The 22,236-nt window shown below is 55.0% G+C and carries 14 protein-coding genes; 8 read left to right on the forward strand and 6 right to left on the reverse strand.

Translation table 11 applies throughout. From position 1 onward, the window contains the following. Nucleotides 1-38 precede the first annotated feature (38 nt). From Q1Y74_RS07385 to Q1Y74_RS07395, 3 genes are all read right to left on the reverse strand, one after another. Nucleotides 39-2,591 (reverse strand): glycosyl hydrolase 115 family protein, encoded by a 2,553-nt coding sequence (locus Q1Y74_RS07385; RefSeq protein WP_300813434.1) that lies wholly within the window; start codon nt 2,589-2,591, stop codon nt 39-41. Nucleotides 2,592-2,973: 382 nt separating this feature from the next. Further along, nucleotides 2,974-3,426: a DUF6078 family protein gene (locus Q1Y74_RS07390; RefSeq protein ID WP_300813436.1), complete on the reverse strand. Its 453-nt coding sequence runs from the start codon at nt 3,424-3,426 to the stop codon at nt 2,974-2,976. Further along, complete coding sequence (locus tag Q1Y74_RS07395; protein ID WP_300813438.1) at nt 3,423-4,067, reverse strand: DUF6563 family protein; 645 nt, start codon at nt 4,065-4,067, stop codon at nt 3,423-3,425. Before Q1Y74_RS07395 ends, Q1Y74_RS07390 begins: the two co-directional genes overlap by 4 nt. Nucleotides 4,068-4,234: 167 nt before the next feature. Here Q1Y74_RS07395 and Q1Y74_RS07400 point away from each other — a divergent pair, with 167 nt between their 5' ends. Then, on the forward strand, nt 4,235-6,046 hold the full coding sequence (locus Q1Y74_RS07400; RefSeq protein ID WP_300813440.1) for a MutS family DNA mismatch repair protein: 1,812 nt from the start codon (nt 4,235-4,237) through the stop codon (nt 6,044-6,046). Nucleotides 6,047-6,145: 99 nt separating this feature from the next. Here Q1Y74_RS07400 and Q1Y74_RS07405 read toward each other — a convergent pair whose 3' ends face one another. The 3 genes from Q1Y74_RS07405 to Q1Y74_RS07415 form a co-directional block, all read right to left on the reverse strand. Further along, nucleotides 6,146-6,673 carry a hypothetical protein gene (locus Q1Y74_RS07405; protein WP_300813442.1) on the reverse strand — a complete coding sequence of 176 codons (528 nt, stop codon included), beginning with the start codon at nt 6,671-6,673 and terminating at the stop codon, nt 6,146-6,148. Nucleotides 6,674-6,916: 243 nt separating this feature from the next. Continuing rightward, nucleotides 6,917-7,330 (reverse strand): hypothetical protein, encoded by a 414-nt coding sequence (locus Q1Y74_RS07410; RefSeq protein ID WP_300813444.1) that lies wholly within the window; start codon nt 7,328-7,330, stop codon nt 6,917-6,919. Nucleotides 7,331-7,482: 152 nt separating this feature from the next. After that, the gene (locus Q1Y74_RS07415; RefSeq protein WP_300813446.1) at nt 7,483-11,259 is read right to left on the reverse strand and encodes a response regulator; all 3,777 of its coding nucleotides are present in this window, start codon (nt 11,257-11,259) and stop codon (nt 7,483-7,485) included. A 402-nt stretch (nt 11,260-11,661) separates the two neighbouring features. Here Q1Y74_RS07415 and Q1Y74_RS07420 point away from each other — a divergent pair, with 402 nt between their 5' ends. From Q1Y74_RS07420 to Q1Y74_RS07440, 7 genes are all read left to right on the forward strand, one after another. Next, complete coding sequence (locus Q1Y74_RS07420; RefSeq protein WP_300813454.1) at nt 11,662-14,298, forward strand: glycoside hydrolase family 2 TIM barrel-domain containing protein; 2,637 nt, start codon at nt 11,662-11,664, stop codon at nt 14,296-14,298. 197 nt (nt 14,299-14,495) lie between these two features. Then, entirely contained in the window at nt 14,496-15,173 is a 678-nt protein-coding gene (locus tag Q1Y74_RS14015) for a carboxypeptidase-like regulatory domain-containing protein (RefSeq protein ID WP_366914086.1), read from the forward strand. Next, nucleotides 15,161-16,417, forward strand: a complete 1,257-nt coding sequence (locus Q1Y74_RS14020) for a hypothetical protein (RefSeq protein WP_366914087.1) — start codon at nt 15,161-15,163, stop codon at nt 16,415-16,417. The genes Q1Y74_RS14015 and Q1Y74_RS14020 overlap by 13 nt, the downstream gene beginning before the upstream one ends. A 2-nt stretch (nt 16,418-16,419) precedes the next feature. Next, nucleotides 16,420-17,568: a TonB-dependent receptor gene (locus Q1Y74_RS14025; protein WP_366914088.1), complete on the forward strand. Its 1,149-nt coding sequence runs from the start codon at nt 16,420-16,422 to the stop codon at nt 17,566-17,568. 11 nt (nt 17,569-17,579) lie between these two features. After that, entirely contained in the window at nt 17,580-19,634 is a 2,055-nt protein-coding gene (locus Q1Y74_RS07430; RefSeq protein ID WP_300813448.1) for a RagB/SusD family nutrient uptake outer membrane protein, read from the forward strand. Nucleotides 19,635-20,002: 368 nt separating this feature from the next. Next, complete coding sequence (locus Q1Y74_RS07435; RefSeq protein ID WP_300813450.1) at nt 20,003-21,571, forward strand: arylsulfatase; 1,569 nt, start codon at nt 20,003-20,005, stop codon at nt 21,569-21,571. 414 nt (nt 21,572-21,985) lie between these two features. Continuing rightward, on the forward strand, nt 21,986-22,141 hold the full coding sequence (locus Q1Y74_RS07440; RefSeq protein ID WP_300813452.1) for a hypothetical protein: 156 nt from the start codon (nt 21,986-21,988) through the stop codon (nt 22,139-22,141). Nucleotides 22,142-22,236 lie beyond the last annotated feature (95 nt).

Consider the following 22,236-nt stretch of genomic DNA (forward strand, 5'->3'; position numbering starts at 1 on the left):
GTTCGTGCTATCCGTGCCTGAACACATTATCGGTACAATTACTTCCGCGTACACTCCGACTCGTCCATGTAGAGGTAGGACTTGCGGTAGCCGCCCAGGTCGACTACAATCTTCTCCAGCACCACGGCGGGATGGAGGGGCTTGAAGTCGAGCAGATAGGTGCCGTCGGCCGAGGCGGGCAGGGTGAGCGTCACTTCCTTCTCTATCACGCGGCGGGCCACGGTGGGATAGAAGACGGAGTAGACGTTCTCGGGCAGTTCGTTCAGGTTGTGGTTGAAGTTGACGGTCTCTTCGTTGCCACCACGGAAACCTACAGTGTACTTATGCCCCTCTACGTCCTGGAAGGCCAGGGTGGACTTCACCACGACGATGACCTTCACCTGCTTCAGGTCGCGGGCCTCGGCGGGCAGCTTCATCTTATAAGAGAGCGACGAACCGGCCACGGGCACGGTATAAGGCATCTGTGTGACGCCGCCCAGCGTGCGGCCCATGTCGGGAATCACCTTCCACGACGCGCCTTCGGCGGCCTGGCACTCGAAGAAGTGGGGAGCCTCCATGGCCACGTAGCCGTCGGCACCCGTAAAGACGTAGCCGCCCACGGCTTTCTCGGGCTCATCGATGCGGAACACTTCGGGCAGGCGGTCGGCAGGGAAGTCGTCGTTCCACGAGCGGTAGCCGATGTGCTTCTGTATCATCATGTTCTTCCACTTGCCGCCGGACATCACGTTGTTGTAGTCGTCGGTCAGGGCCTTGTCGCGGGCGAAGGTCTGCTCCACCTTGTCGGCCCAGGCGTTGGCTTCGGGATTGCCTTCGGCATAGAGCTTGTGGTTCATGGCCTGGGCGTAGTACATTTCGTAGAGGTTTGACATGGCCTGCACGGGGAAGAGTATCAGCTGTTTGTAGGCGTCGCGGTAGGCAGGTGCCAAGGTGAGATACTGCCGCAGGGCCTCGGCTTCGAGGCGGGCATAGTCGTCGGCCGCCTGCTTCCATTCGCCCGTGGCGAGGTTGTAGGTGCGGGCGTCGAGCATCTCAGGCGTCACGCGGCCGTTGTACTTGCTGTACAGGTTGAGGATGCGGGCAGCTTCGTCGGCCTGCTCCTCGCCAAAGGCCTGGGCACAGAAGTTGCGCGGATGCTGCATGAAGTTCTCGGCGGTATAGGCCAGGGGGTTCCAGGCCATGTCGAGGAAGAGCGTGATGGGGTACTCCATCGGCTTGAGGTCGCCCACGTTGAGCACCCAGAGTTTGTCCACACCGTATTCGTAGGTCAGGTGGAGCTGTTCCCACATGCCTTGGATGGGAGTCACGTTCAGCCATTTCGTGTTGCGGGGCGCGCCCACGTAGTCCACGTGGTAGTACATGCCGAAGCCACCGGGATGCTTGCGTTCCTCGGCATTGGGCAGACGGCGCACGTTGCCCCAGTTGTCGTCGCAGAGCAGCATGATGACGTCGTCGGGCACACGCATTCCCTTGTCGTAGTAATCGAGCACTTCCTTGTAGAGCGCCCACACCTGGGGCGTCTCCTTGGCGGGCCGGCCGGTGACTTCCTTGATGATGCGGCGTTGGTTGTCGACAATGTCTTCGAGCAGTTTCACGTTGGTGTCCTCGCTCATGGCTTCGTCGCCGTCGCCGCGCATGCCGATGGTCACCACGTCTTCGGTGCCCTTCATGCGCTCGATGCCCTCGCGGAAGAACCGGTCGATGACTTCTTTATTGGTCGAATAGTTCCAGGCACCGTACTCCTTGCGCTTGCGTGCCCACTCCTGGTGGTTGCGTGCCATCGGTTCGTGGTGCGAGGTGCCGATGATGACACCCATCTCGTCGGCCAGACGTCCGTTCTCGGGGTCGTCGGCATAGAAGGCCCAGCTCCACATGGCCGGCCACAGGAAGTTGCCACGCAGGCGGAGAATCAGTTCGTACACCTTTCCGTAGAACTCGTGGCCGCCGTAGTTGGTGCCGAAAGCGTGCTTCACCCATCCGGTGAGGCAGGGCGCCTCGTCGTTCAGGAAGATGCCGCGATAGGTCACCGCAGGCTCGCCGTCGGTATAGACACCGGGACGGACGCAGACGGCCTCGCGGGTCTGTACGGGCACGTCGGCCCACCAGTACCAGGGCGATACGCCCATCTGGCGGGACAGTTCGTAGATGCCGTAGATGGTGCCGCGCTTGTCGCTGCCGGCAATGAGCAGCACGTCGCCTTCGATGCCCTCAAGGGGTGCGTGGAGGGTGGTGATGATGTATTTCTCGCGTGCGCCTTGCAGCTGTTTCTTGTCCAGCTTCTTGGCTTTTATCAGTTGCTTGATGAGGGGGCTTTGGTCGGCCGAACCGACAAGGATTTTCACGTCGGCCGCAGCAGTAGCAGTCCTGCCGGCCTTCACTCCCACTACTCTCTCGAAATCGGCCTGCAGGTTTTCCACGGCCATCAGCACGCCCTTGTGGTCGTCGTCGCTGCACCAGATGACGGGCGCCGCACTGCCGGCAGCATAAAGGGTGAGGCCGTCGGCCGACGGAGTGAAGGTGACAAACTGGTCGGCTGCCCGCACAGACAATACCGACATCCATAACAATAGGAATAAAGTAGAAATGTATTTCATGGCATTTTTAAGTTAATGATGCCACAAAAATAACGAGCTCCCGGCGAAAATGTCTTATAAACGTATTACATATACTTACACCCACGTTACACCCGCCTTATTTTTACTCTCCAAAGCCGTTCCGGATTGGGCCAAGCGCCCATCAAAGCCGGAACAGCGCCCGGAAGCTGTCTACCGTCATATCTATAACACGGGACAGCGTCCGGTCAAATCGGGCGCCGACAGCATACAGGCATTGTCGTCCCTGCAAGCAGGCTGCAGCCGCACTGCATGCAGGCTTGCAGCATCGGTGCAAAACTGTGTGCAGCCGCGCTGCAACAAGCGTGCAGCGCACAGCCCACCCGTGGCGCGGCACGCTACGCCCTGTATGGAGGAACGGGGACTACCAGACCAATGTCTGTTCGTAGCCGTCGAAACACGGCGCCGCATCCAGCCCCATGTCGCGGAAGACGGCGGCAATCCGCTCCTGTTCCTCGGGAGAGATGAGCCGCTTGCCGTTACGGCTGAGGTAGAAATAGCGCTCGGACGAGAAGCAGGCCACGACCCGGGCACGCACCACGGAAGCCAGCTTCACGGGCACATCGTCGAACAGGTGCATCATGCCCCGGGCAAAGCGGACCGGTGTGTCGGGACGGTAGAGGGGACAGGCGGAAGAGCCGGACAGGCCGGCCACATAACAGGGATTGACGGCATGCAGTGTCTGGGGTTGCTGATTCCCGCCCTGTCCGAGCAGGCGGGCGGCAATGGCGCGCAGGCACGTGCCGCATTGGGGACACTTGTCAAGGCCCGCAAAGCAATAGGTATAGGCACGGGGCACGTCTTGTAGCTGTATCATTGGGGTTCGGTTTTAGTCTGTATCATCTTCAGGTATCGGCCGATGACCTCGGCCGACTCGCTGGTTTCGTTCTCGAAGCGGGCCTTCAGGCGGGGGAAGCCGTCCAGTAATTGCAGCATCTTCTCCTTGCCCACAAACTCGGAGCGGCCCGTCCCGGGGTCGAGCTCGTAGTAGACGCGGTCGTGTACAAGCCCCGAGGCGGCAATGGCATCGCCCACCTCGCCTCCCAGCCTGGCGGCGTCGGCCGGCATCAGGGTGCTGGTGGCCGCCTGTCCCACGGGCTGTGCGGAGAAGTAGATTTTCCCTCCCACCCACATGGCGGGTGCATACCACTGCCCGAAGCGGTAGCGCTTGTAGCGCATCTTGCGGCAATTGACGTAGAGCGCCGTATCCACACGCACGGCATAGCAGCGCTTGCGCAGGTAGCGGCTCATGCCCGAGTTGTCGGGAGCCTCAATGCGGTAATCGGCCCCTCCCATCAGATAAATCTGGTTCTTGGAACGCCGTTCCACCGACAGGGTGGTCACCGTGTCGCCCCGCTCTTCCACCAGTTCTTTCAGGTTGGCATACATGATTTGCTGCCCTACCGCAGGGATGGCAGGCAACAGCGCAAACAGCCATAATATGTATCTTCGTATCATACGGCACACCTCTTTTTCCTTTTCATCGTTTTCAGCTCCGAAAGTTACACCATTCTTTGAAAACGTCCAAACTTAAAGCGAAAAGAAATGAATTGCCCGGTTCCGGCCTCACGGAATCCACTGATTCTTCCTATCTTTGCCGCTTTGAAAAAAGACATCACAAGACAATGGACAACTTACAACAGATAGCCGACCGCTACCGCAGCCAGGCGGAAGCGGCGCAACAGGAACTCAACCGAGTGCAACAACGCATTTACCGCATCGGGACGCTGCGCGTGGTGCTGTTCGTGGCCTGCGTGGCCGGACTGATTTACTTCCGCAGCGAAGGCTGGGGCGTGCTCTGCGCCGTAGCGGCCGTGACGATGCTGCCCTTCATCCTGCTGATAAAGCGGCACAACCGCCTCTTTGCCCGCAAGGACTACCTGGAAAAGAAAGCGGAGGTGAACCGGCAGGAACTGGCCGCGCTGGACTATGACACCTCGGCCTTCGACGGCGGCGACGAATATGCCGACCCCGCCCACCTGTACACGTTCGACCTCGACGTCTTCGGGCCGCGCTCGCTGTTCCAGTACATCAACCGCACCTGCACGCAGCCCGGCAAGGAACGGCTGGCCGCCTGGCTGGAGAAGCATCTGGAGAACCGCGAAGAGATTGTCCGTCGGCAGGAAGCCGTGCGCGAACTGGCCGACGAACTCCAGTTCAGGCAACGCTTCCGCATACTGGGCCTGCTCTATAAAGGCAAGAAGGCCGACGAAAACGAACTGCGCGCCTGGGCCGAAAGCCCCAGCATCTTCCGGAAAAGACGGGTGCTGCGCCTGCTGCCCGCCCTGGTGACGGGCGTCAACGTCCTGTGCCTGCCGGCCGTTGTCTTCGGGCTGCTGCCGGGCACCGTGTGGGGAGTCGTCTGGACGGCATTCGTCATAAGCAGTTTCGCCTTTACGGGAAAGGTCACCAAGATACAGTCGGTCTACGGCAAGAAGCTGCAGATACTGGGCACCTATGCCAACCTGCTGAAACTGATGGACAAGCAGGACGTACAGGCCGCGCTGCTAAGGGGCATCAAGGAAGAAATCGGCGGCGAGCAGCGGAAGGCTTCGCAGTCCATCCAGCAGCTCAGCCGGCTGATGAACGAACTGGACCAGCGCAACAACATGTTCATGTACACCGTGCTCAACGGCTGCTTCTTCTGGGAGCTGCGGCAAATCATGCGCATCGAGGCCTGGAAGGAACAGCACGCCGCCGAGCTGCCCCGCTGGCTCAACGCCATCGGAGAGACGGACACCCTCTGCTCGCTGGGCACCTTCGCCTACAACCATCCCGGCTACGTCTACCCCACCTTCGCCGACACGCCCTTCTGCTTCCGCGGCACGGCGCTGGGCCATCCGCTGATGCACCGCGACCGCTGCGTGCGCAACGACATCGACATCGCCAAGCGGCCCTACTTCATCATCATCACCGGCGCCAACATGGCGGGCAAGAGCACCTACCTGCGCACCATCGGCGTGAACTACCTGCTGGCCTGCATCGGCGCCCCGGTCTTTGCCCGCGAACTGCAGCTCTACCCGGCCCGCCTCGTCACCAGCCTGCGCACCAGCGACTCGCTCAGCGACAACGAATCCTATTTCTTTGCCGAGCTGAAACGGCTGAAGCTCATCATCGACAAGCTGCAGGCCGGCGAAGAACTCTTCATCATCCTGGACGAGATACTGAAAGGCACCAACTCGACGGACAAGCAGAAAGGCTCGCTCGCCCTCATCCGCCAGTTCATGACGCTGCGGGCCAACGGCATCATAGCCACACACGACCTGCTGCTGGGTACGCTGGCCGATGCCTACCCCGACAACATCCGCAACTTCTGCTTCGAGGCCGACATCACCGCCGACGAACTGACCTTCTCCTACCGCCTGCGCCCCGGCGTGGCGCAGAACATGAACGCCTGCTTCCTGATGAAGAAGATGGGAATAGCCATGACGGACTAAGCACAGGGGCTGGGAATAAAAAAAAGGGATTGGCCGGACAACAGCCAATCCCCCAAACAAAGCTTAAAGTCAAGTCCAAGCCCGTCACGGGTATTTTATTTACATTTTAGACAGGAATGTGGAAAGCGTGGCCGCCTCGTTGCCGGTAAAGTACTTCACCTTGGTCACCGGAGTATAAGTGTAAGGAACAAACTGGAACAGCTGTACGGCTACAAACTTGCTGTCTTTGGTAATCATCACGTCCATGCGCACATTGCCGCTCGTGCAGCTCTTCACGTCAGCGACCTCGGCAGTCACATTGTCCAGCTTGTCGGTCAGCCGGTTCAGGTATTTCAAATCGAAAAACAGGCTTCGCTCGGTAGCCACACTGCCGGTGGGCAGATACACCAGCTGCTTCGACTTCCAGAAGAGCCGGAAGATGCCGCCCAATATCAGGACCGTGCCGCATACCATCAGAGCCATGCTGACCGTAGAAGTATTGTCTGTCATACCGAAAACGGCCAGGAACAAAAGGACTCCAAGAAGTACCATCAACCCTGAAAAAATCAGAGATGAAACGCTGGTACGCTTAACAATATCGGGATGAGCCAATGTAAAAATAGTAGTGTTGGGAGTTTGAGTTGTCATAATGTATGTTTTTAAAGAATGAATAAATGGGGATGTGCCGGCCTGCAACCGCAGCCGCCAAGAAACCGGCTTGTGCAAAAGCCCGGCCGCCTTTCTGCACACGGGCAGGAGACACCTGCTCCAGCCAGCAGGGGAAACACAGCACAGGCATTGCCAAAGGGGATGCCATCTCCCTACACCGAAGGGCAACGGAAAGCAGCCCGTACGCATAAGGACACGGCAAGGGGAAATTCTCAGAAAACGCTAAATGAGGATGCGCCTCAGTGTAAAGATGTAGTAATCGCACACCGGGCTACAGAAGTGGGAAGGAACGGACTCGTAAATCTTGCCTTGATACTGGCTGCGTACAGCCTCGTAACGGGCAAGCTCACCGACCCTTTCCTTTAAGAAAAACAGATATTCCATCACAGCCGAACGCTGCATGCGCGAAGAGCCCATAAGCTGCGGGCAGCCGTTGGCACCGGCCAGCTCGGCATCGGGCAGGCAAGGCCATTGGGGCATCGTGAAACGTTCTGACTCCTCTTGTTGGAAAGCCACTTGCTCCATTTGCACACAAGAAACAGCATCGGACAGGGAACTGTCCAACGCCTCACCCGCACGCTGGCCAATGGCCAGCACAAGTATCAGGATTCCTATGTACCTTAAAAAATGTGCCATACCTGCATGCAAAGATAAATGTTTATTTGAAGACACCTGCCGCAACCCCCATCTTTTAATGTTTGTTCAGTAAAAGAAAGATATATACACACGCACACAGCCTTCCCTCCCCCGCCACGTCCGCCAGTCCGGCTCAACGGACAGGCAGGCGCTCATTCTTTTTTGAACTGGGTGGGAGTCTTTCCCGTATATTGCTTGAAGGACGTACTGAAATAGCGCGGCGAGGCGAAGCCCACCCTTTCGGAAATCTCCGTAAAGTTCAGTTCCGTCTCCTTGATGAGCTTCATTGCCCGCTCAATGCGCACCTGATTGATGTAGTCGTTGGCCCCCATGCCGGTAATCGTCTTCAATTTCCGATAGAGCGAAGCCCGACTGGTCCCCAACTGGTTGCAAAGGAAGGCAATGCCCAGCTGTGGGTTCTCCAGATTGTCCGAGACGACCTGGTGCAGCTTCTTCATGAACAGCCTGTTGGCATTGGCAAGCTCAGTCTCGATGAGTTCCTCCGTCATGCCCGAGAGGCGGTAATGCTTCTGTGCCTGCAGGCGCACATACAGCCTGTTGCACACAGTCTCCACCAGCCGCTCCATTTCGATAGGCTTCTCCAGATTGCCATCCGCCCCAAGCATGTAGCCATAATCCTTGCCCGCCGTGTCGTTCCGGGCTGTCAGGAGAATGACCGGGATATGGCTGACGTTGACATCTTCCTTAATGGCACGGCACAGTTCGTAGCCGTTCATATTGGGCATCGTCACGTCGCAGACAATGATGTCGGGATTCTCTTCACAGGCCATCTGATAGGCCGTCAGCCCATCGTTGGCAGTCAGAACTTGCCCGAAACGTGTCCGCAGTTCGCCCGCCACATAGTCCACCAGCTCCACATTGTCGTCCACAATCAGGACAGAATACTGCTTCAGGTCAATCGGGTTCAACCCAACGCCGTCCGGCATGTCTACGCCCTGCCCGGAGAATGAAGGATACGTTTCATCCGGACTGGAAGGGCGCCTCTCGGCATTCTGCTGCAGACGGAGGGGCAGCTCAAAATAGAAAGCTATTCCCCGACCGGGAATATCGGCGACGCCTGTCCGTCCGTTTTGCAGTTCCACCAGTTGCTTGGCATAAGAAAGGCCCGACTTGTCCGCATCCGCTTCGGCCTCGCTTGGGCAGAAGCCGGCCAAAAGTCCGTCCGATTCAACGTCGCTCAGTCCGCTACCGCAACCGGCCACAGAGATACGGACATACTGCCCGTTGGCAACCAGCCCGGTACGCACTTCAACCTTCCCTTCCTTCGGGCTGTATTCAAGGATGTTGGCCAGCAGGCATGTCAGCACAATCCGGCACTTGACCGGGTCAAATGCCACGTCCTCAACCTGCGGGTCGAGTTTGCATTCCATAAAGGCAGCATCTCCGCCCAGGGCAACCAGGTCGTTACAGACCTCCGTCACCCAAGCATTCAAGGGGCGGACAGTCAGGTCGACCCGTCCTGTTTCCACCTCCACCCGGCCGGCATCCTGCAGCATGTTCGTAAAATCCTTCCGCAGCAGAGGCTGTACGACCGGGTTCATCAACGGCCGGCATTGCCCCTCCGAAGGATACGGAATACCTGCCGCCCGCTTCAGCAAGGCATACGGCGACGGAGAATCGTGGCCGATACTGACGGGAAGATGTACTTCGCCTTCAGGCTGCTCCGCATTCCGCTTCGCGCCATGAAGCCGTCCGTTCCTCCTCATGAATTTTCTGGCAAACAGGTACAGCAGGAAACCGACGCTCACCGCCAGGATGGCGGCAAGCCACCACGACTTGTACCAAGGCGGCTGAACAATCAGAGTAAGCACCCGCTGGGGGGCAGACCAGCCGCCGTCCTTCCGGATATACTCCACGTAGACAGGATAAGTGCCCACCGCCAGCGACGGGATGTTCAGCTCGGCATTGTAGTTGACAATGGCATTGCGGGACCCCTTCTCCAGACTGTAGCGGAAAAGACGGGGGCGCAGCAGGTCATCGCCGACCACCAGAAAATCAATCCGTATGTTGCGACTGTCCCAAGGGAGCACGATCTTCTCCTGCTCCAGGCGGGACATGCAATTGCTCTCGCCCACCTGTAAGTCCGTCACAATCACCCGCAAATCCTGCGAAGTTCCCGGCACGTCATTATTCGTTTCTCCGGCTATATAAAGCAGGCCGTTGACACCTCCCATATAAATATCACCATTGCCGGCCTGTAGCACCGGCTTGGAGAGATAGTCGTTCTTGAGCGCCCCATCGGCTTCTCCGAAGAGCGAAAAGCGCTTTTCTTCCGGATAATAGGAAAGCAGATTCTCCCTGGTGCCTATCCACATGCGCCCGTTACGGTCGCACAAGACGGAATGTACTTCTTTAAACAAGGAACTGGGAATAACGGACAGCTTGCCATGTTCGAGCACATACAAGCCACTGTTTCCGGCAATCCAGAAAGCCCCTTGAGCGTCACGGTAAACGGCATTGATGAAGTTTGAGACTTCGCTGTGATAAACGGTTATCAGTTTCCTGCCCCCCTTCTCCAGTCGATAGATGCTCTGTGTATCGTAAAAGTAGGAACTGTCTCCGTCACGGCCGATGAAGCAGAGCATACCGATGACGCCGTGCTCTGCCTGGCCAATCTCCTCGAGCCGCTTTTCATGGATGTAATAACGGCAGACCGGATTGGCAAGCAGCAGGACGGCATCGTCCGTCTCACGGCATAGATTGGCAGGTATTCCACTGTACCGGACAAAGTTATTCAACCGCTCAAAGCTGAACGGAAAAGGTTCCTTCCTGCCCGTCTGCTTGTCGAAAAGGAAAAAGCCTTTACCGAAAACCGACAGCAACAATTGCCGCCCGGAGTACCGGCAGACGGACACGACCTTGTCACCCCACGTGTCGGGATAGTGACGGAAAGTATGCTCATCCGTATCGAGCCGGTTCAAGCCGCCGCCATCGGTCCCAATCCACACGGAGCTGCTGTCCGGCTCCTGGTAAAGCGAGAGCACCGTCTTATCGCTCAGCCCCCGGTGGTAACCCAACGGTACGCTCTGAAAGGTTTGCATGCTGACCGAACGTATATTGAGCACTCCCCACCGCGCCGTACTCGCCCACACGCCGTTTCCATTCCGGCTGCCTTCTATACTGATAATGGTATTGACGGGAAGGGAACGCTGGTTGTCCGGCTCGTGCTCAATCACCCGGATGTTCCCACTGGCAGGCTCAATGATGTTAATCCCTCCCCCGTCTGTTCCGGCCCAGACCTTACCGTCAATCAAAGTCACGCACAGCACGAGATTATTGCTCAGTTTCGAATTGCGGGTCGTATAATGCGACAGCAAACGGCCGTCAGGCGCAATTCTTTTCAAGCCGTCATTATAATCGGCTACCCACAGGCAGCCTTCCGTATCCACACACATCCCCGCCACCTTGCTCCACCGGGAGAAAGACATCGGAAGTTTCTTCCGTTTCTTCAGGTCGTAAAACAGAAGCTGGTCCTGACGATTGGAGCACACCAGCGTGTCTGCATTCCACAACACCATCCGCCGGCAATCGAAATTCTCCGTATCCAGCACCAGTGTTTCCGTAATTCTTTCCGACTCAGAAGAATACAAGTACAAACTGTCCATTCCGCCGAATACAAGTCCGCCCGTTGTCCGGCAGGCGGCCCCGGCCCGAATCAGCCCCCCTTCCTTCAGATAGGGGACAAAGCAATCCTCCTTTACAGAATAACGGGCCAGCCCCTTATCGGTCAGCAACCACAACCGATGGCGGTCATCTTCCACCAGCTGCAGTACGGAGGCTGACGAAGGCTGACGGGGGTTATCAATAAAAATATTATAACGTTTCAACCTGATTCCGTCGTAACGGAACAATCCGGCCGGAGTGCCCAGCCACAGCAATCCGTTGCTCTCTTCAAAGATGTAAGACACACGGGAAGGCATGCCTTGAGAAAGTCCAATGCGTGTAAAAGTAAAAGATTCGCCGGCCCGTAAAGGAACATGAATGTAAAGGCAAGACCAAACGAACAGGAAGATATAAATCGAAGGTGCTTTCATGGTTCAACAAAATGGTCGAACAAATATATACAAATATTCAGTAAACCATACACATAAGCAAAAAAACTGGAAAAACCCGGCGGAAATTCTAAAAATAGCTCAGAATATGTCTAAAAATAGCTTTTTAATCAAAATTGGAAGTTTAATAGCTAAAAATGGAAAACTTTAAACGAATGTCTGATTATTTTTGCTAAACCTTTTGCTGACCAAACCAGATTTAATGGTATGAATAAAACGATTCTTATCCTCATTGTGTGGATAGCTGGCTGCCTTGGAATGCTTGCACCCCAACGGCTATATGCAGCCCACCAACCGAACTATTCGACAGCCGGATTCTTCGAGCTTCCCAACACGGGGCGGGTTGTCTACAACATGAACCCCGCCTGGCGCTTCCATCAAGGGGAAATGGCCGGAGCCGAACAAAAAGAATTCAACGACAGCGAGTGGCAACTGACCTCATTGCCTAACGGCATAGAATACCTCCCCTACGAAGCCAGCGGCTGTACCAACTACCAAGGTGCCGTATGGTACCGGAAGCACTTCACGCCCGAAGAAAGCTGGAAAGGGAAACGCCTGTTCCTGCATTTCGAAGCCATCATGGGAAAATCGAAAGTATGGGTCAACGGAACGCTTGTCAAAGAACATTTCGGAGGATACCTTCCTGTCATAGCCGACATTACTTCTTATTTGATTGCCGGAGAGGATAATGTAATTGCCGTCTGGGCAGACAACAGCGACGACCCCTCCTACCCTCCAGGAAAACCGCAAGACATGCTCGACTTCGCCTATTTCGGAGGCATTTACAGAGACTGCTGGCTGTTAGCCCATAACGATGTGTTTATCACCGACCCCAATTACGAAGACGAGACGGCCGGAGGCGGTCTTTTCGTATCGTTCGGGGCAATCAATGAAGAAAAGGCAGAAGTGCGGTTAGACCTGCATGTCCGTAACTTGTCCGCCCGTTCCTTCTCCGGAAAAACCGTATTCGAATTATATGATAAGGGAAATAAGCTGGTGCAGACGGCCGAAAAGTCAGTGTCCCTGGGACGGGGAAAAGCACATAAGACATCTGTTCAGCTGTCTGTGAACAGGCCTCATTTGTGGGAACCCGACTCTCCGTATCTATACCAGCTGCACGTCAAGATTGTAGACCGCAACGGAAAGGTGGTCGATGGTTATCGCCGACGGGTCGGCATCCGCAGCATAGAGTTCAAAGGCAAAGACGGTTTCTGGCTCAACGGGAAGCCTTATCCCTATCCGCTGATAGGCGCCAACCGTCATCAGGATTTTGCCGTAGTGGGCAACGCCCTTTCCAACAGCCTTCACTGGCGCGACGCCAAGAAACTGCGCGATGCAGGTTTGCGCGTCATCCGCAACGCCCATTACCCGCAAGACCCCGCCTTTATGGATGCCTGCGATGAATTGGGCCTGCTTGTCATTGTCAACACGCCCGGATGGCAATTCTGGAATGACGAGCCTGTCTTTGCCGAACGGGTCTACAACGACATCCGCAACATGGTGAGACGCGACCGCAACCATCCGTCCGTATGGATGTGGGAACCCATCCTGAACGAGACGTGGTATCCGGAAGATTTTGCCAAAAATGTCCTGAACATCCTGAAAGAAGAATACCCGTATCCTTATTGTTACGCCGGTTGTGACGCAACGGCACGAGGACATGAATTTTTCCCCATACAGTTCACTCACCCCATCAATGGGCAGGGAGGAGCGTTCAATACCGACATTCTCGACCCGGAAGTCTCTTATTTCACCCGCGAATGGGGCGATAACGTGGACGATTGGAACTCACACAACTCGCCCAGTCGTGTAAGTCGCGCATGGGGAGAGGTACCCATGCTGATGCAGGCACAGGGATATGCCAAAACCGATTATCAGTACACCCATTATGATGTCCTGTACCGCAATCCGCGCCAGCACATGGGAGGTTGCCTGTGGCATTCTTTCGACCATCAGCGGGGTTATCATCCCGATCCGTTCTATGGAGGAATTATGGATGCCTTCCGACAGCCGAAATATTCTTATTACATGTTTTGCTCGCAACGGCCGGCTGAAGTAAACGAAGAGATGATTGCTGAAACCGGCCCAATGATTTACATAGCCCACGCCATGACGCCATTTTCGCCCAAAGACATAACCGTTTACAGCAATTGTGACGAAGTGCGTCTTACCTATTGCAAAGACGGCAAACAGTTTACTTACAAAAAAAGGCCGTCTGCCGAAGGCATGCCTTCGCCCGTTATCACCTTCCCGGACGTTTGGGACGTGATGTATGACAAGCAACTGTCTCGCGACAGGAAACAAGAAGACTCCTATCTGCTGGCCGAAGGCCTGATGGACGGCAAAGTTGTAACGACCCACAAGGTAACCCCTTCGCGCCGCCCGTCGAAACTTCTGCTGTGGGCCGACGATGAACAGGTCGAAATGACCGCCGACGGTTCAGACCTTGTGACCGTAGTAGCGGCCGTGGCCGACGGCAAAGGAATGATCAAACGACTGAACAATTACCACATCCGCTTTGAAGTGGAAGGCCCGGCCGAACTGGTAGGCAATGCGGAAACCTTTACCAATCCGTGTGCCGTACAGTGGGGAACGGCTCCCATACTGCTGCGCGCAGCCACCACTCCAGGCACCGTCAAGGTAAGAGCCTTTGTCACAATGGAAGGAAGGCACATTCCCCTTTCGGCAGAACTGGTCATTGAAACCCATGCGGCGGCCCATCCGCTGGTGGCAGATGATAACGAAATGAAGGAGATGAAAAAACAGACGGCCCGCGGCGTACAGGCCCCGAAGGCCACTACCACGGACTGCGAAAAGCAAGTCCGCAAGCTGCAGCAAGAACTGGACCAGCTGAAATTAAAGGAAGTAGAAAGACAGCAAAGTGACTTTGAATAATAGATAGAATGAAAAACAAACCGCCCCTGCTATCTGATGGGGATAATCTTAAATTTAATAACATTATGATTAAAAGTTTCAGAAAAGTCAGCTTATTGCTATGCCTGGGGATTGTATCCACAGGAATAGCCTATGCGATACCTGCAGAAGAGGTATCGGCTGCAAACGTAGTTTTACAGGGCCAGCCCTGTAAAGGTGTGGTAAAGGACTCAAGCGGTGAGACCGTTATCGGCGCGTCCGTGCTTGTAAAGGGAACAACCAACGGCACGATTACGGACATAGACGGCAATTTCACCTTGAACAACGTAGAACAGGGAGCTACCATCCAGATTTCCTTCGTCGGTTACCAGACTCTGGAAGTAGTATGGAACGGCACGCCGCTGAACATTACCCTTAAAGACGACACCCAACTGCTTGATGAAGTGGTTGTCGTAGGTTTCGGTACCCAGAAGAAAGTCAATCTGACCGGTTCCGTTTCGACGATGAACTCCGAAGAACTGACAGCCCGCCCGGTTTCGTCCGTAGCCCAGGCCATGCAGGGTATGGTTGCGGGTATGAACTTCTCTTACAGCGACGGTGGCCGTCTGGACAGTAACCTGAATTTCGACATTCATGGTACGGGTACCATCGGCGACGGTTCGAGCGCCAGCCCGCTGGTGTTGATTGACGGTGCCGAAGGTAACCTCAATGCCATCAACCCCGCGGATATCGAGAACATCTCCATATTAAAGGATGCCTCAGCATCTTCTATTTACGGTTCAAGAGCCGCCTTCGGCGTGGTATTGGTGACTACCAAAAAAGTAAGGCCGGCAAGACGTCCATCAGCTACAACAACAACTTCCGCTTTACCCGCTCCATCAACATGCCCGATGTAGCAGATTCCTACACCTATGCACGCTACTTCAACCTGATGCGCGCCAACGGCGGTCTGGGTCCCCAGTTCTCGGACGAGCAGCTGGACAAGTTCAAGCGCTACATGGCCGGTGACCCGACGGTAGCTTCAGCCGACCCCGACCCTCAGAACGCCAATAACTGGTGGTGGATTGGAAACACCAACACCGATTGGTACGACGTATTGTACGGCGACACTTCCTTCCAGCAAGAACACAACATCAGCGCCAGCGGTGGTTCGGAGAAAATCCAATATTACCTGTCGGCCAACTTCCTGTCACAAGAAGGCATCATCGCCATCAATCCCGACCAGATGAAACGCTATACCGTGACATCCAAAATTACGGCCGAGCTATTCCCCTGGCTGAAGGCGACCTATAATGTGAAATACATCCGGAAGGACTTCACCACTCCATCCATTCTGGACGATTCCTCCAACGGTACCCTGTATTACAACACGGCCAAGCGCTGGCCGATGGAGCCTGAATACAACCCCGACGGTTCGCTGGCTTCCAATACGCTTTTGTTGCCTTTGAGAGATGGCGGTAACAAAGAAAGACAGACTGATTACATCTACCAGCAATTCCAGTTAGTGGCAACACCTTTGGAAAATTGGAACATTTACGGCGAATTGAACTATAACATCACAGACGAATTCCAACATACAGAGTGGTTCAAACTGCTGAGAACCCATGTGGACGGCTCAACTTATTGGGATGCCAGCCGGCCTACCGACTATGCGGCAGAATATGCGACCCGCAACAATTACTTCAACACGAATTTCTATTCAGACTATTCTTTCACATTGCAAGAGAATCATAACTTCAAGGTGATGGCCGGTTTCCAGGCTGAATTGAACAAATACCGCTATCTGTGGGGCCGCAAGGATGACCTGATTACGGAAAATGTGCCCAACATTGCGACAGCAACCGGAGAAGATTATGTAGACGCACAATTGACACACTGGGCCACTGCCGGTTTCTTCGGCCGTTTGAACTATGATTACAAAGGCCGTTACCTGTTTGAGGCCAACATCCGTTACGACGGTACGTCCCGCTTTGACCGCAACCAACGCTGGAACTGGTTCCCCTCCTTCTCAGCCGGATGGAACATTGCTCAGGAATCATTCCGGGAACCGCTGATTGACTATGTAAACGTATTCAAGCTGAAAGGTTCGTGGGGCCAATTGGGTAACCAGAATACAAAGACCTGTATCCCTACATCTTGAGAATGCCCTTCTCATCCGCAGCCGGCGGATGGCTGATTAATGGCCAGAAACCCAACCTGTCTTCATATCCCGGTCTGGGTACTTCACTCTTGGGTTGGGAAACCATGCAGTCGTGGAACATCGGTTTTGAACTGGCCATGTTCAGAAACAGACTGACGTTAAGTTTCGACTGGCTTAACCGTACAACCAAGGACATGGTAGGTCCCGCTCCCGAGCGTCCTGCAACCTTGGGAACCGGCGCTCCCAAAATGAATAACGCCGAAATGGTTTCCAAAGGTTTCGACTTGGAAATCTCCTGGAGAGACCAAACCGGTGACGTCAGCTATGGTGCACGCTTCATCCTGTCGGATGCACGTCAGAAGATTTTGGACTACCCGAACGTAGACGGTTCGTTGAGCGCATGGCGCGTAGGACAGTACCTGAACGAAATCTGGGGTCTGGAGACACTGGGCATCGCCAAGACTGAAGAAGAAATGGACCAATATCTGGCCAATCTGCCCAACGGCGGCGTAACCTGGGGTAACAACTGGAGCGCCGGCGACGTAATGTACGTAGACCGCAACGGCGACGGCAAGATTTCGGAAGGCGCTACGGAAGACGACCCGGGCGACTTGTACATCATCGGAAACTCGACTCCCCGCTTTAATTTCGGTCTGGACTTAAATGCCGAATGGAAAGGCTTCGATGTGCGCATCTTCCTGCAAGGTACAGCCAAACGCGACTACTGGATTGGAGGAAATATGTACTTCGGCGCATCCGGCGGTACTTGGAATGCCAGCTGCTTCACTTCCCATCTGGACTTCTTCACAACTGGCAATGAAGTTACCAATGAAGACGGTTACTTCCCCGAAAACCGCGATGCATTCTTCCCCCGCCCGTTGGAAGACTCCGGCAAAAACACACATACACAAACCAAGTATTTGTCCAATGCTTCCTATCTGCGCGTGAAGAACCTCCAGCTGGGCTACACGCTGCCGCAAACTTGGACTGCCAAAGTCGGCATTTCCCGCTGCCGTCTGTTTGTTTCAGGAGAAAACCTGTTTACCATTACAGGACTGCCTGACGGATTCGATCCGGAAAACCTCAACAACAGCGGTAAGAACTACCCGCTGGCAAGAAATATTTCTTTCGGTCTGAATGTTAACTTTTAAAATTGAATAATATGAAACTGACTAAATTATACATAGGGCTTTTGTGCGGCATGGCTGCCTTGTCGTCGTGCAACGATTTCCTGGACAGAGAGCCGCTCGACGAGATTACGCCCGAAAACTTCTTGTACAATGAATCCGACCTGGCGTCCTACGCCATCAACCTTTATCCATTCTCGACCCATAGCGGTTGGGACATCGCCGGAATATGGGACAATGACAACAATACGGACAATCTGGTAGGAACAGGCTACAGCACTATTTGGACACCGGGACAATGGAGAACGCCCGAAACAGACGGCAACTGGGAGTTTACAACCATCCGCCAGTGCAACTACTTCCTGAACATCGTACAACCGCGCTATGACAACGGCGAGATTTCAGGTTCCAATGCCGGACATTACTTGGGCGAAGTCTATTTCCTCCGCGCCTACAACTACTTCGGCAAACTTCAAGCATTGGGCGATTTTCCCATCATAACGGAAACGCTCGACAACGACACGGAAATATTGATCGCCGCCAGCAAGCGTCAACCCCGAAATAAGGTAGCCCGCTTTATCCTGGAAGATTTGGACCGCGCCATCGCGCTTCTGTCCAACAACCCTGACGGTGGCAAAAACCGCATCACCAAGAACGCAGCATTGCTGTTCAAGTCCCGCGTAGCCTTATTTGAGGCTTCATGGAAAACTTACCACAAAGGAACCGCCTTTGTTCCTGGTGGCAGTGGCTGGCCGGGCGGCCCGAATGACTTGAGCGATTTCAACATCGACACAGAAATCAGCCTCTTCCTGACCCAGTGCAAGGATGCCGCCAAGCAAGTGGCCGACGCCATTCCTTTGGCCGACAACACGGCAGCCAATGTAGATTTGTGGGACAATACCGAGGGAGACGCCCAATACAAGATGAACAACCCCTACTACGCACAGTTCTGCGACGAGAACCTGGAGTCGTATCCCGAAATCCTGTTATGGAGAGCCTACAACTATTCGGAATATTCCATTGGCCATTCAGCCGTATTCTATCTGTATAATGGCGGCAACACCGGCTTCAACAGAAACTACGTGGAAACATTCCTCTTCAGAGACGGCAAGCCCATCTATGCCCATCCTGAATATACCGACACATCCATCAAGAACGTCAGAAAAGACCGCGACAGCCGTCTGCAGCTTTTCATGATGACACCCGGCGAAATGGTCGGATACAACGAATCTGACCACACAACGAAAGTGTACCTGACCACACCTTTGAACCTGCTGGACGGAACACGTAAAGCCAATACGGGCTACATGCTCCGCAAAGGCTTGGGCGACACCTGGTACCGCGAAGGCAACTACGGTACGGAAGGCTGCCCGGTATTCCGTGCCTCAGAAGCCTACCTGAACTATCTGGAAGCATCCTGCATCGAGAATGGCGGTAACAGCATCGACGGTACGGCCCAGAACTACTGGAAGCAGCTGAGAAAACGTGCCGGCCTGCCCGAGGACTATATGATTACGGTCAACGCTACGGTGTACCCGGGCAGCGCCCAGGAAGCCGTAACCTACAAGGATGGCCCCCAAACATTTGAAACCGACTGGGCCGTTTATTCAAAGGGAGAGCAAGTATCCAAACTGTTGTACAACATCCGCCGCGAACGTCATTGCGAGCTGATTGAAGAAGGCTTGCGCATGATGGACCTCAAGCGTTGGAGAGCTCTCGACCAGCTTAACTACAAGGACTTCCCCGATGAAGGTTATCGCGTATCCGGCATGAATCTGTGGGAATCGGAAGAACTGGCAGAATTCCCCGAAGGCACCTTGAAGGGCGAGGGCGAAGAAGACGGTCCCAACATCTCCGGCAAGACCAATTCGGGCAAATACCTCTGTCCTTACAGAGCCGTGGCGAACCACTACCTGTATAACCGCGGCTATAAATGGTGTGAGGCCCACTACCTGTCGCCGATTGGTGTGAAAAACTTCAGACAGACAGCAAGCAATCTGGAAGACCTGAACACTTCGGTCATCTACCAGAATCCGGGTTGGGCTATTGAAGTGGACGCTCCTCCTATCGGAGTTCCGGCCCAGAATTAAGATTATTCGCAACTTCATCAACGTACCGGTGGAGAACAGCCTGACGGTTCTCCACCGGCTGCGTTGCCGGCTTAACCATAAGCGCCGACAAACAAGGATTGTTTGCTGTAGTTCGGAAAAGAATTTGAAGGACTTGGCAGACATTCCTTTTTTGTATCAAGCTCCGACAAGGGAAGGACGGCATACGCCCACCCCCGACGGGCACGGCCCCACCGCCCGCCGACAGCGCCCTTCCACCGTTTGCGCCTCGCCCAAGCAGGCCTGCGGCGGTTCCCAATCCGCACCCGACCAACCTGGGCAAACGGAAAGAAGCGCAACGATGAACCCCATATAAAGAACCCGTTTTTTGACAACTAATCCCCCAGAGAATGATGAACAGACTATTATACACGGCTCTGTTCTCGTGCGGCATGGCCCCAGCCATGGCCCAGAACGAACAGGCCCCCAACATTGTACTAATCTTATGCGACGACATGGGATTTTCAGACATCGGCTGCTACGGCAGCGAAATCCTGACTCCCAACATCGACCAGCTGGCCAAGGAAGGCGTCCGCTTCAGCCAGTTCAAGAATACAGGCCGCAGCTGCCCCAGCCGCGCAGCCTTGCTCACCGGCAGATACCAGCACGAAGTGGGCATGGGCTGGATGGCCGAAGTGGACGAGCACCGGCCCGGCTACCGCGGACAAATAGACAAAGCCTACCCCACCATTGCCGAAATAATGAAAGCCGGCGGCTACCGCACCTACATGAGCGGAAAATGGCACGTCACCACCACCGGAGGCTATGACGCCCCCAACGGAAGCTACCCGGTACAGCGCGGCTTCGAACGCTACTACGGCTGCCTGCACGGAGGCGGCAGCTACTACAAGCCCGAACCCCTTTACAACGACCTTGACCGAATCAGCGAAGTGCCGGACGACTATTACTACACACAGGCCATCACCGACTCGGCCGTGTGCTTCGTCAACCGCCACGACACCAGCCGCCCCATGTTCCTCTACGTGGCCCACTATGCACCGCATTTGCCCCTCCAGGCGCCCGAAAAGGCCGTACAGAAATGCCTGGACCGCTACAAGGAAGGATACGACGTGCTGCGCCGCCGGCGCTTCGAGAGACAGAAGCAACTGGGATTAGTCCCCGAAGACATGGAGCTGCCGGTCTACGACAGGGAATTTGGAGGCAAGCGGCCGGCCTGGGAAGACCTCACGGCCGAACAGCAGAAACAATGGATACACGACATGGCCACCTACGCAGCCATGATAGAAATCATGGACGAAGGCATCGGCAAACTGGTAGACGCCATCAAGCACAAAGGCATGTACGAGAATACGGTGTTCCTGTTTCTCAGCGACAACGGAGCCACCGACGAAGGCGGCTACATCGGACAACTGATGTCCGACCTGTCCAACACACCTTACAGAAGCTACAAGAAATGGGTCTATCAGGGAGGCACCAGCACGCCATTCATCCTGACCTATGGAGACAAGAAGAAGAACCCGATGAAAGGACAAATCTGCCGCCAGCCGGCCCACATCATCGACCTCCTGCCCACCTGCATGGCCCTGGGACACGTCGGCTATCCCGCCGCATTCAAGCACCCCGACCTGCCCGGATGCAGCTTACTGCCTGCTGCGGAAGGCAAGCCGGCACAGCCACGGACACTTTATTTTGAACACCAAAGTTCCTGCGCCATCATCGACGGGAACTGGAAGCTGGTCAGATACGACCGGGACAGCCAGTGGGAACTGATAGACCTTGACGCCGACCCGTTTGAGACAAACGATTTGTCACAACGCCATCCCGAGAAAGTGGAAGAGCTGGAAAGCCGATGGATAGAATGGGCCAACACGCATAAAGTGTTCCCCCTCGAAGACAAAACGTGGACCAAAAGACTGAACTTCTACAAGCAGAAGAATCCCGACCAGCGGGGTGAATGACAGACATTGCAGCAGGACCGCAACCGTAATAGAGGGTGCTGCGCCGGCCACTGGCCCTGCAGTCATCCATGATGGTCCGGAGAGCCCAGGCTTTGTCCGGGCGAAACAAAGAATCACGAAAGCCCCGGCATCCGTATCCCGGGGCATCGCTGAAAGCAGCGGGGCCTCGCTGGATGACAAGTCATTTCCATCCGACAGGTCTCGGGCCGAATGTACGGAATACCGCCCGGCAGTTTGTCCTGCTTCATACATAACGGCACCATGCAAGCATCGTCCGCCAACCGCGCTTGCATGGTCCGTCCACCATGCTTGCATGGTCCGACCGCCATGCTTGCATCATCCATAAGGTAACCATCCGAAATCAGCCGTGTTGTTTTCATGCCCCCAAGTTCCGGCCTTTGTGCCCCAAAAGCCGTGTTCAACCTGAATGGAAACAACCGCTTCGCGATGAGCCGCACTCCCATAGACCTGCGCAAAGGCGTTGACAGCCTGTGCGGCGCCACCCGTTCCTGCCGGCCGGATTCCTTGAACGGGGATGTGGATGTATTCTCCAACCGCAACCGTACGTAAGCATTCGAATAAATGCACCTTTTAAACCTTGAGGTTTGGTTGTAGCTTTGCGGTAGTGAATACAATCAAACCTCAATTATTATGAACAGACAAGA

It is taken from the genome of uncultured Bacteroides sp. (assembly GCF_949298305.1).
Classification (GTDB): Bacteria; Bacteroidota; Bacteroidia; order Bacteroidales; family Bacteroidaceae; genus Bacteroides.